This window comes from Acinetobacter sp. NCu2D-2 (assembly GCF_001647675.1).
In the GTDB taxonomy this organism is placed as follows: domain Bacteria; phylum Pseudomonadota; class Gammaproteobacteria; order Pseudomonadales; family Moraxellaceae; genus Acinetobacter.
The window spans coordinates 260,935-276,543 of sequence record NZ_CP015595.1 but is presented as its reverse complement, the minus strand read 5'-3'; the positions used below and the strand labels follow the sequence as shown (position 1 = coordinate 276,543).

Genomic DNA, 15,609 nt, shown 5'->3' with positions numbered 1-15,609 from the left:
TTTCCATTAATAACCTTTCGGGAATGGATTTGGCGCAATCAATTTTGGTGAGGTATAAACCACTTTAAATTGGCCATTTGGTTGTACCTGACCAATTTTCGAATAGCTCCATAAATGCTGGTTATTATGAACTTTTACATAACCTTCAGGTGCATTTTTAAGCTCCAGACCTTTTGAAGCTGCTGTGACTTTTGCTACATCAAAGCTTTTAGCCTTTTCAACCGCAGCTTTCCATAGCCATGGTCCTAAATATGCAGCTTGTGTTACATCACCAACTACAGCTTTAGCTCCATATTTAGTTTTGAATGCTTTTACAAATGCGGCATTGTTTGGGTTATTAAGGCTTTGGAAATATTTAAAAGAGCTATAATGCCCTGCAATATTTTCTCCACCAATACCTAGTACTTCATCCTCTGTTACAGAGAAAGTAAGTAGTAATTGGCGTTTAGAGTCTAACCCGCTTGCTTTTAACTGTTTGTAAAATGACACATTTGAGCCACCAACAATACCAGCGATAATCGCATCCGGTTTTTTGAGCTTAATTTTGTTAGTTAAAGAACCAAACTGAGTACTTCCTAGTGAATAATATTCTTCACCAACCACTTTACCTTTTAGTACTTTTTCAATATGCGTACGTGCAATTTTCATTGTAGTACGTGGCCAAATATAGTCCGAACCTACTAGATAGAATGTCTTAGCCTTCTTTTCTTTAGCTAGCCAATTAAGCGCTTCAATTACTTGCTGTGTTGCTTCTTGCCCTGTATAAATTACATTTTTTGATTGCTCTAAACCTTCATAGAAAGTTGGGTAATAAAGTAAACCATTACGTTGTTCTAAAATAGGTAGCATCGCCTTTCTTGAAGCAGACGTATATCCACCAAAAATTGCAGCAACACGATCTTTTTCTAGGAGTTTTTTTGTTTTTTCAGCAAAGATAGGCCAGTCCGATGAACCATCTTCCTGGATAATTTTGATTTGACGACCTAAGACACCGCCTTGTTTATTGATCTGCTCAATTGCTAAACGTTCCGCTTGTGCAGGACCTGTTTCGCTAATAGCCATTGTGCCTGATAATGAGTGTAAAATACCGACATTGACATATTGATCTGTCACCGCAAGTTTTGTCGTATTTACAGCACTCGTTGCTGGCCCTGCAGCAAAAGTAGTTACTGATGCAACACTAAGTCCGGCAAGTAGTACTGCTTTCATATAAGAGCGCTGATACTCAATAAAACTTGAATTTTTAACTTGGTCAAAAAGCATGGATATGAACCTATAAAAAAGTATTAATTCGTTTCACACCTGTTAATGCAATCTATATGCCAATTTATTTAATTTATTATTCAATTATTTTTATTACTTAACAATTTGTTTTTTAATATTTTTATTTATATTGTAGAATATTTTTACATTGTTTATTTATGTAACTATTATCATGAATTTTCATGCACCAATATTAACTTTATTCTCATTATTTTGGTGCGAAGTATAATAAAACCTTCAAATTAAATTATTTAAATAAAAAAAGAGGATTTAAAAATCCTCTTTTTTCCATATAAATAGTATTTTATAAAATTAATACTGAACTTGTCCTGGAATCCAGTTCGTTCCTGCAAGTGGTACACGTGCCATAGCTGCAGCTTCAACATTCAGTGCAACTAAATCTTCAGGATCGAGATTGTGTAAGTGTGATTTACCACATGCTCGAGCCATCGTTTGCGCTTCTAATACTAATACACGCAGGTAGTTTGCTAAATGACGTCCACCTTCAACTGGATCCAAACGCTTAGAAAGCTCAGGATCTTGAGTCGTAATACCTGCAGGGTCACGGCCATTTTGCCAATCATCGTAGTAACCTGCTGCTGAACCGATTTCTTTCAATTCTTTATCCAAACGTGGATGGTTATCACCTAATGCAATCAAAGCTGCAGTACCAATTGCTACGGCGTCTGCGCCCAAAGCCATTGCTTTAGCCACATCTGCACCCGTACGAATACCACCTGATACGATCAGTTGAACTTTACGGTGCATACCCATTTCTTGCAGCGCTTGAATCGCTTGCGGAATGGCAGGAAGAATTGGGATACCTACATGCTCAATAAAGACTTCTTGTGTTGCTGCTGTACCACCTTGCATACCATCAAGTACGATTACATCAGCACCCGCTTTTACAGCTAGCTTCACGTCATAGTACGGACGGCTTGCACCAATTTTTACATAAATTGGTTTTTCCCAATCTGTGATTTCACGGATTTCCGCAATCTTGATTGCAAGATCATCTGGACCTGTCCAGTCAGGATGACGACAAGCACTGCGTTGATCCACACCAACCGGTAAAGTACGCATACCAGCTACACGTTCAGTGACTTTCATGCCAAGTAGCATACCGCCACCTCCCGGTTTTGCACCTTGACCTAATACAATTTCAATTGCATCGGCTTTGCGCAAATCATCTGGATTCATACCATAACGTGATGGCAGGTATTGATACACTAAAGTTTCTGAATGACCACGCTCTTCAGGTGTCATACCACCATCACCAGTAGTGGTTGATGTACCCACCATTGATGCGCCACGGCCTAAAGATTCTTTAGCATTGGCAGAGAGAGCACCAAAGCTCATGCCGGCAATGGTGACAGGAATTTTTAGATGAATAGGTTTTTTGGCAAAACGTGTACCGAGTACCACATCCGTACCACATTTTTCACGATATCCCTCTAATGGATAACGTGACATGCTTGCACCTAATAACAGTAAGTCATCAAAATGAGGGACTTTACGTTTAGTACCGCCACCGCGGATATCATAAATACCCGTTGCAGCTGCACGTTGAATTTCCTGAATCGCTAAACGATCGAATGTTGCAGATTCACGTAACACTGGTTCGTATTCTTGGTAAGTTTGAGTCATGATCTTATTCTCCGTATTACGTTATCAATTAGTATGCAGATGCGTTATCGACTTTAAAGTTATACAGCTGACGCGCTGAACCGTAGCGTTTAAATGATTTTGGATCTTCATCAAATCCAGCCTTTGCTAATAGCTCTGCCAGTTCATCAAGGTGCTCCTGACGCATTTCTTTTTCAATGCAGTCAGAACCCAGTGATTTAACTGTTCCCTTCACATAGATACGGGTTTCGTAAAGTGAGTCACCTAGTGCATCACCAGCATCACCACAAACCACTAAACGGCCTGCTTGTCCCATAAAACAGCTCATATGGCCAATGTTGCCACCTACAACAATATCGACACCTTTCATAGAAATACCGCAACGTGCACCTGCATCACCGTCAATGACCAGCAAACCACCATGTGCTGTAGCACCTGCTGCTTGTGATGCATTTCCTTTAACGTGTACCGAACCGGACATCATATTTTCTGCACAGCCCACACCAACATTGCCATTTACAATAATGTCAGCTTCCTGATTCATTCCGGCACAGTAATAGCCAGCATGACCATCAATAGTGACTTTTACTGGCGCTTTAATACCTACTGCAATATTGTGTTGACCAGCAGGATTGCTCACCGTCCATTCTTTGATTTCTGCAATAACTTTAGCATCGTGTAAGGCTTGATTAAGTTCACGGATCGTATCGATGCTTAAGTCATAGTGATTTTTTAATTCAACAGCATTTAATTGTTCTGCAACTGCACTATTCATATTCATTCTCCAAATTTGTTCTATTTCAATTTAAGCGGCATCTTTTGAACGTTCCCACACATATAAAGTGGCAGGCTCTGGTTCCCAAACTCGGGCTTTATCAATATTTGGAAGCGATGCAAGTGCTTGATATTCAGATGCCATTGCAACGTAATCATCAGTTTCAGCTAGTACAGCAGGTTTACATGCGATTGGATCACGGATCACTGCAAAACCGTCTTTGGTGCCAATGGCAAAAGTAAAGAAACCATCTAAATCTTCGAGAGCATTGTCGAGTGCTTGAGCCAAGCTATCACCTTGTTGTAGACGCCAGGTCAAATATCCAGCTGCAACTTCAGTATCATTGTCTGTTTCAAAATGAATGCCTTCACGTTTTAATTCTTGACGTAAGCGTGAATGATTTGATAGTGAGCCGTTGTGTACCAGACACAAATCCGCACCGGTAGAAAATGGATGACTACCTTCCATCGTTACGGCACTCTCTGTTGCCATACGGGTATGCCCGATGATATGGCTACCTTTCATTTTTGAAAGACCAAAGCGCTCAGAAATTTCGACTGGCAAGCCCATACCTTTTAGAATTTCGATGCTTAGCCCAGCACTCATAATTTTCAGCTGTGGGGCAATTTTAGCGATCACTCCACGGACAGTATCCTCATCCGCCTTTACTTTAATTACTGCTGCAGTCGCATTGGTAAACCAGTCTAATTCTGCATTTAGTTCAGTTGTAAGTTCGGCAATAAAAGTGTCCCAAATATATGCTTCGTCCGTAGTTTGTAAAGTGAGTTTGACCCAACCTTCTTGCACTTCATCACCATAAATGGCAAAGCCTGCACTATCCGGTCCTCGACCCGTCATTGACTCAAGCATCGGTTCAAATAATTTACCTAATTCTGATTCCAAAGCAGGATTTTTAAGATATAAACCAACAATTCCACACATAATCATTCTCCATGAGATTTTTAAATTTTTTTAAATGTTTTAAAAGAATTCGGTATAACGTTGAATTTCCCAATCAGACACATGACGGCAGTATTCCACCCATTCCATACTCTTTTGATGGATAAACTCATCGACAATTTCAGTACCTAGTTTTTCACGAAATAATGGATCAGCTTTTAATGCCTCCACTGCTTCTTTAAGTGACTGAGGTAATGTTGCGATACCACGTGCTGCAATTTCTTCAAGGCTTAATTCATATAAGTTTTCATTACACGCTTCAGGTGGCATAAGCTCATTTTCAATACCATCGAGACCAGCTGCAATAATTGCCGCGGATACTAAATATGGGTTGCAGCCTGCATCTGGCAAACGTAATTCAATACGACCATACGGAATACGGACCATTGCAGAACGGTTATTTGAACCATAGGCAATAAATGCTGGGGCCCATGTCGCACCAGATAGTGAGCGGCCTACCACAAGGCGTTTATAGGAATTCACAGTCGGAGCACAGAATGCACAAAGTGCTGGACCATGCTTTAACAGACCCGCAATAAAGTGATAAGCCATTTTTGATAAACCCATACCACTTGGGTCACTTGGATCGTGGAAAAGATTTTTGGATTCACTGCTTCCAATAGATAAATGGAAGTGCATACCGTTCCCAGCACGCTTCGGATCAGGTTTTGGCATAAAAGAGCAAATCATGCCCAAATCATTGGCTATCTCACCTGCCGCCATACGGAAGAAAGTAAACATATCTGCTGATTTCATTGCATCAGCATAGGTATAGTTAATTTCAAATTGACCATTCGCATCTTCATGATCAATTTGATAAATATCAAAACCAACAGGGATAAGTGCTTCAGTTAATTTTTCCAAAAACTCACGTGAACGTGATAATCCTTTGTAGTCATAACATGGCTTATCTAAGTTGTCAGAATCATCGACCATTTTGAGTTTGCCGTCTTCAGTACGACGGAACAGGCTGAATTCAGGCTCTAGACCTGTGTTTAAAGTCCAACCTTTAGCAGATAAACGCTCGACCTGACGACGTAATACATAGCGTGAGTCATACGGATGGGGTTGACCATTCACGTAACCTTCACAGACCACACGACCATAACCTGGTTGCCAAGGTACTGGGGTTAAATCAGATAAATCACCTTTCACCATAAAATCAGGTCCATGCGGTTGCATTCCCATACCTGAAATTGCAAAACCGGCAAAACCAACTCCATCACCCTCAATGGCTTTTAGACCTGAGATAGGTACTGACTTAGTTTTAGCAGCACCATGAATATCGACAAATTGAGCCAATACATATTTCAGATTATGTTGATCAATGACTTGCTGTACCTCTGGACGATACATGGGTTTGCTGATTATATTCTGTTGATCAAACAACTCGTTTACGGCCTGTTGCAACATAATTGACATACTCCCGATATGACAAAAACGACTGTTGGCTCGAAAAATGCAAATCTTTTTATTGGAATCACATTATTCAGCTTAAGAAACTTACTTTCCTATTAAGAAAGCAAATCCCTTGCCAACTTTAATTTTTTTTTACTTTTTTCTCTGAAAGCATTATTATTCTTAAGGGGAATATAATTTTCTTACTAGTTTAGTATTCCAATAGTTGTTGCTGTTTCTGATTTTTTAATGAGATGCAGTGTTCTGAGAGTCAAAATAGTGCGAGTTGATCCAAAATGAGACAGAACAAAAATAGTATGAAGCTGGAACAATATATTGGCATCCATATTAAACGTTACCGCCAGGAGCAGGGCCTTAAGCTTGCTGAAGTGGCACAGATTGCAGAAATCAGCCAAGGTATGCTCAGCAAAATTGAAAATGCTCAGGTCTCGACTAGTTTGGAAACTTTAAGCCGTTTGTGTGAAGTACTAGGAATTCCGTTATCAACTTTATTTAGCCAATACGACCAACAGGAAAGTCACGCTATGCTGGTGAAAAAGGGCGAAGGTATGGAAGTTGTACGTCGTGGTACAGATAAAGGACATACTTATCATTTACTGACTCATTCACGTGGACCGCATAAAAACTTCGAAGCTTATTTAGTCAGTATGGACGATGCTAGCGAGGAGTTTCCAACATTTGCTCATCCTGGTACTGAGATGTTATATATGATTGAGGGTGAAATTGCTTATCGACATGGCGATGAAATCTTTCATTTACAACCTGGAGACTGTTTGACTTTAGAAGGTGAAATCCCACATGGTCCAGAACAACTAATAAAAGTACCAATTCGTCTTATATCAATGGTGAATTATTCCACTCATCATGAGGAATAACATAACGATATTTTTGAAAAAAAGATGACTTCAATCATCTTTTTTCAGAAATAGTCTAACTATTTATGCCTTCTTTTACTAACCATTTAAAAAATGTGGGATAACTCTTTCGTTAGCTTTAATTCTCTCTAAAATAATACTCATAAAAGCTCCAATCTCCAGATCTTTTTTCAAAGCAGTTTCGAATTTAATTTATTTTGACCCAAAAAATAGCTCTTAAATATTCCTATTGTAGAGATTTTTTTGAAAAATCTGTTTCTATCTATTTATTTGAATTGTTTATTACCACTTTCGTTATAACGAACTCTAAAGAAATAATTTTTAGTATTACTTAATTTGTTTTCAGTAATACCTATTCAGTAAAAATGATCTACTCTTAATATTTGTCACAATTTGATTACCCCTTTTGTTATACCTATTAAGCACTTACATTCTTAATATTTTTTAATCTCTATAACTTCTCTAATTAAATTCCCCTATTTTTTAATATCAGTGGCATATGAATTGCTTAAGTAAAAATGAAATAAATATTCTTTCTAAGAATATAAATCTGTTAATTAGATACTTATATACAGGTTTTTTATATGTAATTAATATTGGGATTTATGGGAGCCATTCATGATGTTGCAGAGTTTAAAAAAATTAATACTTGCATGTTTATTGCTGTTTCCAGCATTAGCATTTGCAGCAGATGCTATTGATGCACCAGCAACGGTGTGGGTCATGGTATCAACAGTCATTGTATTATTGATGTTTATACCAGGGCTCGCACTGTTCTACGGGGGTATGGTTCGTTCTAAAAATATCCTTTCTGTTTTTAGTCAGTTTTTTGCAATCGCGAGCATTGTCGGTATCTTATGGGTTGTCGTTGTATATAGCTTGGCTACAGATACCACAGGCATGCAAGAAGGGGTTTACAACTTAGGAAGCTTCGTCGGTGGATTAAATACTGCATTTTTGATAGGTATTACACCTGACAGTATGGCAGGTGGAATTCCAGAATATATTGTGATTCTGTTTCTAATGACTTTTGCCATGATTACACCAGCAATTGCTTTAGGTGGATTTGCAGAGCGTATGCATTTTGGTGCGATGGTACTTTTTGCAGCACTGTGGACTGTAATTGTTTATGGACCTTTAGCGCATATGGTATGGGGCGGTGATGGTGCATTGTTCCACAATTGGGGTGTATTAGATTTTGCTGGTGGTACTGCCGTACATATCAGTGCAGGTGTGACATCTTTCGTGGGTGCATTAGTACTCGGTAAACGTAAAGGTTGGCCAACTACACCGACTCCACCACACAATGTAGTATTTGTTCTGATTGGTGCAGCTTTTCTTTGGGCAGGCTGGTTTGGGTTTAACGTAGGCTCAGCTTTAGCTATTGATGGCTCTTCTTCACTTATCTTTATGACTACGATGTTAGCAACCTTGGGCGGTATTGCAGGTTGGATGCTAATTGAAAAGATCTCAGCTGGACATGTAACCGCTTTTGGTCTTGCTTCAGGTGCAATTGCCGGGCTAGTCGGTATTACCCCTGCCGCTGCTTTCGTTGGTCCATTTGGTGCAATTTGTGTTGGCTTCTTCACAAGTATTGCAGTGTATTACGCAATTACAGTACTTAAACGCAAATTAGGTGCAGATGATGCTTTGGATGTATTCTCTGTACATGGTATAGGTGGTGTTACTGGATGTATTTTAACAGCGATCTTCTGTTTGCCAGCACTTGGCGGAAACGTTGAGGATATTTCTGTTGTTCCACAGATTCTTGCACAAATCGCAAGTATCATCTTTACATTCATTTATGTAGGCGTATTGTCATGGCTTCTACTCAAAATTGTAGGCTTAATCATGCCATTACGAGTAACTGAAGAAGAAGAAGAAACTGGTCTAGATAAAACGGATCATAACGAAAGCGCATATAACCCCTGAGAAATATATAGATAAAAAAACAAGAGCTTTAAGCTCTTGTTTTTTTATCTATATATTAAGCACATTTATTTTAATAACTATACACTAACCCCGTCTATAGGTGGGCGAATTCAAACATGAGGTGCGACAGTTTCAAAAGCCTTATGATAATCAACAAGCTGAGCAAATTTCTCTAATGGTGTAAGCCAATCTAACGCTTTTCTAGGGCGAGTATTCAGTGACATGGCAACTTGATTTAAATAATGCTGATCTGCCTGGTTTAAATCAATCCCTTTAGGTAAATATTGCCTAATTAAACCATTCATATTTTCGCATGTGCCTTTCTGCCATGGCGAATGTGGGTCACAGAAATATACATCTATGCCTAAATCTTCTTCGAGGATTTTATGTTCTGACATCTCACGTCCACGGTCATAGGTCAATGTTTTACGCAGTTCTGCGGGTAAATATTTCAGAGCTTCAGTTAAAGCCTTGCGCACTGATTCTGCCTTTGCATCAGGTAATGTTGCCAAGATACAGAGCCGTGTATTTCGTTCAATAAGTGTTGCTATCGAACTTTTATTGTCTTTACCTTTAATTAAATCGGCTTCCCAATGACCCGGTATTTTTCTTTCTTGAACTTCGGTTGGGCGCTCATGAATAGTTTTAATATCCTGTAATATAGAATCTTTTTTAGGTTCACCGTTAGCTTTTCGCTTTTTATTTTCATGACGCAGACAGGATAGTAAGTCTTTTTTCAGCTCACCCTTTGGTAATGCTCGTATCGTTGAATAAATCGTTGTATGGCTTACATTCATTGTTTGATCCAAATCAGGAAATCTCTTTAAACGCTTTGCTATTTGCTGAGGAGACCATAAACAACGGATCGCTTCAACAATAAATTTCCAGAGGATTGAATCGATTTTGAGTTTTCTGTGACCACGTCTACGTCTAGCGAAGGTGTTATCAGAAGCATATTGAGCTTGATAAACGTCATTGATGCTATTTCTTTTAAGCTCACGATAGATCGTACTAGGATGTCTTTTAATGAGTTCAGCAAATTTTCTGGGTGAAAAGCCTTCTTTTCTTGACTCAAGCATTAATGCAGTACGATCTTCAAAGTTAAGATGATGGTATGACAATTTTATATACTCCATAAACCCTTTAAATTAATTAGGTGGTTTATGTCGCACTTCAAGTTTTACTCTGCCGTGCTATGAACACCAATTTATATGCAAGCGTACTATCTCTACCAAATAATATGCCAATATTTTCAGAGCTCAATAACTACAACCAAGTTTTTCTCTGTTATATATTATGGCAATATCGGTAGAGTTATATAAAGCTACTCTAAAAAGTATAGATAAGTCATTTATCGATATTAATCTTAGCTTGTCTTTATTATCTCACTATGTAGAAGTAAAAATTCTACATATAGAGGACCATTAAATAGTTAATTCATTTTATAAAATTATGTCCCATGTATTTACTCATCACGATTCATGCTCTGAGTAATATAGACTTCTAAATTGAAAACCCGTATTTTCACTGCTTGAATTCAATTAGCCAATTAAAAACCATACTTATAGTATGGTTTTTTATAATAATATGGTAAAAATTAAAGTAATGTGTTTATACCCAAAACTTTTCCATCAAATTCCTGAATCGCATCAATTAACACGTCCCAAAGATATAATGATGCAGATCTATCACATAAAATACTAAACTTTGGAGATTCGGCATCACCCACATTAAGTATAATTGCATTGACTCGTGCAATAGAAGTCTGTGCAATTTGACCAGGTTTAAATGCATTATCACTTAAATCAACTCCGCACAGTTTTGCCATCACAAGTGCAATAGTTTCTCCAGTAAGCATCAACCATGCATGACTGTCCTGTCGAGGCAGTAAATAGTTGCTGGCATCATTTTGCATCGACCAATTGGCTTCAAGTGTCGCAACACCCTCACCAAAATCTTGCAGTGAGCCAAGTAGTAAATATTCAGTGGCTGAAAGTCGCCCCACTACACTACCATCTGCTTGCACAAACAAAGTGTTTGGACGTTCAGGTGTAGAAAATCCTTGCTGGTTTAAATAGCTACTTGCTTCAGTACCGCGAAAACCAACCCGTGATAAATGAGTCAGATCAATTAAGCCACATTGCTTGAGCTGTGTATCTTGGTTTGGTGTGGTTAAAAACTGTTTGCCTGCACCATAACTATCATATTGCTCAAAGGTCTGTTGAATTAAACTGCGTTCTGCTGCATATAAATGTTGCATGGTTTAAATCTCCTGACGTTTATTTTCTGGGTCATAAAAAGGTGCTTTGACCACCGTTGCTTGTACGATCTCACCTTTTTCCACGCGAATTGGAAAGCTTTGTCCTTCTTCACTTTGATCGATACCGACGTACGCCATACCAATAATTTTATCGAGCGTTGGTGAGTATTCACATGAGGTAATATTGCCCGAGATATCTGGACCATTGAGTACAATATGACCCTCTAAAGGCTGAGTGGATTTTTTATCCAGTTCAAAACTAACTAATTTACGTTTGAGCGGTTGCGATGCTAAAATTTCAATTGAACGTTTACCGACAAACCATGGCTTCGATTTTGCAACTGCCCAACTGAGATCACATTCTTTCGGATGGGTCATACCATCAGTATCTTGGCTGACAATAATATGGCCTTTCTCTAAACGAAGTAGTCGTTGGGTTTCGACCCCAAACGGTTGGAGATTCCACTCTTTACCTACATCCATGAGCAGATCCCAAAGGAATTCGCCGTAACGCGCTGGATAATGAATTTCATAACCCAATTCACCCACAAATCCGACACGCATTAAACGCACTGGAATTCCGTGAATTGTGCCTAAACGTAAACCTAAATATGGAAATGCTTCATTGCCAAATTCAACATCCTCACATAATTTTTTCATCAGTTTACGGGAGTTCGGTCCTGCAATATTGACCGCTGCAAATGCTGTAGTGACATTGGTAATATCAATGTTCAAACGCCACTGTGCATTCCACTTCAGCATTTGTTGATAAATTCGATCGACACCGCTTGTGGTTGCAGTCACATAAAAATGCTGTTCACTAATTCGACCTGCCACGCCATCATCGATGACCACACCATCTTCTGCTGCCATAACGGCATAACGGGTTTTACCGATAGGTAATTTCGCAAAGGCAAAGGTATAGAGGCGATTTAAAAACTCCGCGCTGTCTGGACCACGAATGTCTAAACCACCCAAGGTAGAAACATCAATAATGCCAACATTTTGACGCACATTGAGTGCTTCACGCTTGATATTTTCGAGTCGGTTTTCTACTGAACCATAGTAAGCCGGACGTTGCCATGTCCCTGCCGGGATCATTTTCGCACCAAGCTCCAGATGACGACGGTGCATCGGCGTTTGACGGTAAGGATCAAATCCACGACCTGCCACATGTGCGAGTTTTTCTGCGGTAAAAGGCGGACGAGCTGTGGTGACCCCTGTTTCACTGACACTGCGTTCGGTATATTTCGCGACTAAACGTGCAGTTGGCAGTGCTGAGTGACGCCCTTGTGAAGGTCCCATCCCTACAGTGGAGAAGCGTTTAACCAATTGCACATCGCGATAACCGGACTTGGTCGCATTGATAATATCTTTAATTTGTAAGTCTTCATCAAAATCGACAAATTCTTTGCCCTTTGGATGCTGGAAAATTGGCCAAGGAAAATTCACTGCCTTTTCTACAAATTGCAATTCTGTAGAAATATGTTGATGGTCTTGAATTGAGCGAATGGCGTTCTCTGCAACATTGACCGCATCTTTTAATACATTTTCGATTTCATGCACACCATGTACCGAACCAGCGATTTGCAATCCTGCTTGTAAGCCACTAATACTAAATTGAGCACGGCTATCGTCATAACTCAATTTCGCTCCAGCCTGACACAGCAGCTGATAAACTGGCATATACCCTGAAGACATCGCCAATAGATCGCAGTCAAGCACGATACTTTCTAGCTCAACCTGACCTTCAGCCGTAATACGACGAATATCTACCGCTGTAATGTGTTGCATCGCACGATCATGCTGCGCTTCATACACAGTACTGTTGAAATAACATTTTACTTGTTTGGAAACAGCATGTTGTAATCCAGTATCATCTGCATGTGCGCGTAGATCCACTAAAGCCTGAATCTTGATGCCTGCATCAAGTAGATCAAGTGCAGCCAAATAACCGTCATCGTTACCAGTCAAAATAACGGCTTTTTGACCGGGTTTCACTGCATAGAGTTTAATTAAACGCTGCACTGCGCTGGTGAGAATCACTCCAGGTAAATCGTTATTACGAAATACCACAGGCTGATCAAAGCTACCGCTCGCCACGATACATTGCTTAGCACGGACTTTATACATGCGTTTGCCTTGAATCACAGGCAAATAATGATCGGTGAACCATGCATTACAGACGGCTTGTTTTAACACAGTGATATTGATATGTGCTTCAACCGCTTTAATCAACTCCTCACGAAGAGTACTTGCCACTGTACCCGCTTGATCAAAACGTGCATAGTTCAGGCTACCACCCAATGTTTTTTCTTGCTCCACCAGTAGCACTTTTAAACCTGCATCTGCCGCTGTTAAAGCCGCCTTCATCCCTGCAGGACCTGCACCTATTACCGCAACATCAGTAAATAAGTAGGCTTTATCATAGTATTCAGGTTCAAAGTTTAAATCTAAAATGCCTAACCCTGCTTTTCTACGGATCAGAGGTTCCCACAATTTCCAGACCCCTTTGGGTTTATAAAATGAGCGGTAGTAGAAACCGACCGGCATAAATTTAGAGAACTTCCCTAAAAACGCGTCTTTGTCTTTAAGTAATGAGCCTGAAAAATTTTGCCCTGTTGCACTGACAATGTCCTGTATTTCAGTACAGTCTGCCAATACATTGGGTTCTTGAGGTAACTGAATTAAGGTATTGGCATCTTGACCAGCCATCGTCAGGGGTGCGCGTGGACGATGATATTTGAATGAACGTGACATAATCCAACGTCCACTTGCGATCAAAGCACTCGCAATACTATCGCCTGCAAAACCACTAAATTGCTGCTGATCAAATTCAAAGTTAACCTTGTGTTCACGATCAATCCAGAGTCCGTAAGGCGCAGGAAGTCGTTCTAATGCTTTTGTACTCATGCGCTTACTCCTTGTGGTGCTTCAGTTACAGTTTTTTCTGTTTCTAGTGAATCGAAGTCGATGCGTTTATTAAAAATTTCTTTCGGGTCGTAGGTACGGATCACCTCATCCGAAGCAGTATGACGTTCTGCGATAAACCAATAACTGCTTGGGGTATGCATCCACCATTCACGGACAATGCCGATTTGGTTGTTCTTATTAAAGACATAGTCCGCCCATTCCACATCGCTACAGGTGTTTTGATCAGGCATATCGCGTACTTCACCACCATAGCTAAATTCGCTAATGTTACGCGGACCATTTAAAGGACAAATCATTATTTTCATGCTCAATCTCCTTAGTGGCTCGCCGCTGTCGCGCCCATTTCATTGACTTGTTGGAAGCGACTAAAACGTGATAATTCAAAAGGTTTAATCAAATCTGGTGTCTTACCTGTTGCTACCAATTCCGCCATGGTCTTGCCACAAATTGGGGTCGACTTGAAGCCCCACGTGCCCCAACCTGCATCTAAGTAGTAGTTGTCATAAGGCGATTGTCCCATGATCGGACTATAGTCAGGCGTCATATCAGTAATGCCTGCCCATTGGCGCATGAGTTTGGCATTTGCCATAAATGGGAACATTTCAATGGCATGTGCCAATAAACCTTCTTTTAAATCAAGCGTTGAACGGGTGTTATACAATGGGTATGGGTCTGAACCTCCACCAAACACAATCTCACCTCGACTGGTTTGCTGTACATAACAATGCAAAGCCGAGGAACTGACCAGTGGATCTAAAAATGGTTTAAATGGCTGAGTTACCATCGCTTGGAGCGGGAAGGTATGAATTGGCGCACGGATATTCAGTTTGTTCATGAGTAAGCTTGATGCACCTGCAATCGCTTGCACCACACAACCACATTTCACGACGCCGCGATTGGTTTTTACGGCTGTTACACGATTGCCCTCAGTGACAAAATCTTGCACTTCCGTCAACTGATGAATTTCCACCCCACGTTTGGCTGCTTCTTTAGCATAGCCCCAAGCCACAGCATCATGACGCGCTGTAGCACCATCCATATGCCACAGACCTGCTAAGACGGGCAGATGTGCTGGATCTAAATTCAAACACGGTACGAGTTCTTTAATTTGTTGACGATCGATCATCTCAGTACGACCACCAAAGTGTTTGTTGACCTCAGCACGTTGACGAAATGCGCGAACCGTTGCATCCGTATGCGCCAACGTGAGCTGACCACGCTCGGAATACATAATGTTAAAATCAAACTCATTGGAGAGATTTTTAAACATATTGACCGATTCAGAATAGAATTTCACCCCCTCAGAAGTCAGATAGTTGGAACGAATCACGGCGGTATTGCGTGCAGTATTACCCCCACCCAAATAGGCTTTTTCCAGCACTGCCACATTGGTAATGCCTTCATATTTTGCCAAATAGTAAGCGATCGCTAAGCCATGCCCACCACCACCTATAATGACCACGTCATATTGCGATTTCAGTTCCTTCGGCGGAGGCAAATCCACTTCAACCGGATAATCGTTGCTTAAACCGTATTTCAGAAGTCCAAGTGGCATGTGTATTCCT

12 protein-coding genes are annotated in these 15,609 nt (G+C 40.2%); 2 read left to right on the top strand and 10 right to left on the bottom strand.

From position 1 onward, the window contains the following. Positions 1–6: 6 nt before the first annotated feature. The 5 genes from urtA to glnT form a co-directional block, all read right to left on the bottom strand. Positions 7–1,209: an urea ABC transporter substrate-binding protein gene (urtA, locus tag A3K93_RS14430; RefSeq protein ID WP_067732203.1), complete on the bottom strand. Its 1,203-nt coding sequence runs from the start codon at positions 1,207–1,209 to the stop codon at positions 7–9. Positions 1,210–1,575: 366 nt separating this feature from the next. Then, positions 1,576–2,910: an FMN-binding glutamate synthase family protein gene (locus A3K93_RS14425; RefSeq protein WP_067732099.1), complete on the bottom strand. Its 1,335-nt coding sequence runs from the start codon at positions 2,908–2,910 to the stop codon at positions 1,576–1,578. A 28-nt stretch (positions 2,911–2,938) separates the two neighbouring features. Next, positions 2,939–3,664, bottom strand: a complete 726-nt coding sequence (locus A3K93_RS14420; protein WP_067732096.1) for a protein glxC — start codon at positions 3,662–3,664, stop codon at positions 2,939–2,941. A gap of 30 nt (positions 3,665–3,694) precedes the next feature. After that, a complete protein-coding gene (locus A3K93_RS14415) occupies positions 3,695–4,606 on the bottom strand; it encodes a class II glutamine amidotransferase (protein ID WP_067732090.1) in 912 nt (303 codons plus the stop codon). Between the two features lie 39 nt (positions 4,607–4,645). After that, complete coding sequence (glnT, locus tag A3K93_RS14410; RefSeq protein ID WP_067732088.1) at positions 4,646–5,980, bottom strand: type III glutamate--ammonia ligase; 1,335 nt, start codon at positions 5,978–5,980, stop codon at positions 4,646–4,648. Between the two features lie 338 nt (positions 5,981–6,318). On the opposite strand from glnT, the gene A3K93_RS14405 reads away from it, so the two are divergent. Next, a complete protein-coding gene (locus A3K93_RS14405) occupies positions 6,319–6,918 on the top strand; it encodes a helix-turn-helix domain-containing protein (RefSeq protein WP_067732086.1) in 600 nt (199 codons plus the stop codon). 618 nt (positions 6,919–7,536) lie between these two features. Then, positions 7,537–8,850, top strand: a complete 1,314-nt coding sequence (locus A3K93_RS14400; RefSeq protein WP_067732083.1) for an ammonium transporter — start codon at positions 7,537–7,539, stop codon at positions 8,848–8,850. 110 nt (positions 8,851–8,960) lie between these two features. On the opposite strand, the gene A3K93_RS14395 is transcribed toward A3K93_RS14400, so the two are convergent. The 5 genes from A3K93_RS14395 to A3K93_RS14375 form a co-directional block, all read right to left on the bottom strand. Further along, positions 8,961–9,986 (bottom strand): IS30-like element ISAba125 family transposase, encoded by a 1,026-nt coding sequence (locus tag A3K93_RS14395; RefSeq protein WP_080591907.1) that lies wholly within the window; start codon positions 9,984–9,986, stop codon positions 8,961–8,963. Between the two features lie 461 nt (positions 9,987–10,447). Further along, positions 10,448–11,110 carry a sarcosine oxidase subunit gamma gene (locus A3K93_RS14390; RefSeq protein ID WP_067732081.1) on the bottom strand — a complete coding sequence of 221 codons (663 nt, stop codon included), beginning with the start codon at positions 11,108–11,110 and terminating at the stop codon, positions 10,448–10,450. 3 nt (positions 11,111–11,113) lie between these two features. Then, positions 11,114–14,023, bottom strand: coding sequence for a glycine cleavage T C-terminal barrel domain-containing protein (locus A3K93_RS14385; protein ID WP_067732079.1), 2,910 nt, complete (start codon positions 14,021–14,023; stop codon positions 11,114–11,116). Further along, positions 14,020–14,349, bottom strand: a complete 330-nt coding sequence (locus A3K93_RS14380) for a sarcosine oxidase subunit delta (RefSeq protein ID WP_067732077.1) — start codon at positions 14,347–14,349, stop codon at positions 14,020–14,022. Before A3K93_RS14380 ends, A3K93_RS14385 begins: the two co-directional genes overlap by 4 nt. 11 nt (positions 14,350–14,360) lie before the next feature. Next, positions 14,361–15,599 (bottom strand): FAD-dependent oxidoreductase, encoded by a 1,239-nt coding sequence (locus tag A3K93_RS14375; RefSeq protein ID WP_067732075.1) that lies wholly within the window; start codon positions 15,597–15,599, stop codon positions 14,361–14,363. Between the last annotated feature and the right edge of the window lie 10 nt (positions 15,600–15,609).

Excerpts from the sequence above, each read along its gene's own strand:
- A3K93_RS14420 (WP_067732096.1), bottom strand. The coding sequence starts at position 3,664 with ATGAATAGTGCAGTTGCAGAACAATTAAATGCTGTTGAATTAAAAAAT.
- urtA (WP_067732203.1), bottom strand. The coding sequence starts at position 1,209 with ATGAAAGCAGTACTACTTGCCGGACTTAGTGTTGCATCAGTAACTACT.
- A3K93_RS14400 (WP_067732083.1), top strand. The coding sequence starts at position 7,537 with ATGATGTTGCAGAGTTTAAAAAAATTAATACTTGCATGTTTATTGCTG.
- A3K93_RS14385 (WP_067732079.1), bottom strand. The coding sequence starts at position 14,023 with ATGAGTACAAAAGCATTAGAACGACTTCCTGCGCCTTACGGACTCTGG.
- A3K93_RS14405 (WP_067732086.1), top strand. The coding sequence starts at position 6,319 with ATGAGACAGAACAAAAATAGTATGAAGCTGGAACAATATATTGGCATC.
- A3K93_RS14395 (WP_080591907.1), bottom strand. The coding sequence starts at position 9,986 with ATGGAGTATATAAAATTGTCATACCATCATCTTAACTTTGAAGATCGT.
- A3K93_RS14380 (WP_067732077.1), bottom strand. The coding sequence starts at position 14,349 with ATGAAAATAATGATTTGTCCTTTAAATGGTCCGCGTAACATTAGCGAA.
- A3K93_RS14425 (WP_067732099.1), bottom strand. The coding sequence starts at position 2,910 with ATGACTCAAACTTACCAAGAATACGAACCAGTGTTACGTGAATCTGCA.
- A3K93_RS14390 (WP_067732081.1), bottom strand. The coding sequence starts at position 11,110 with ATGCAACATTTATATGCAGCAGAACGCAGTTTAATTCAACAGACCTTT.
- glnT (WP_067732088.1), bottom strand. The coding sequence starts at position 5,980 with ATGTATCGTCCAGAGGTACAGCAAGTCATTGATCAACATAATCTGAAA.
- A3K93_RS14375 (WP_067732075.1), bottom strand. The coding sequence starts at position 15,599 with ATGCCACTTGGACTTCTGAAATACGGTTTAAGCAACGATTATCCGGTT.
- A3K93_RS14415 (WP_067732090.1), bottom strand. The coding sequence starts at position 4,606 with ATGTGTGGAATTGTTGGTTTATATCTTAAAAATCCTGCTTTGGAATCA.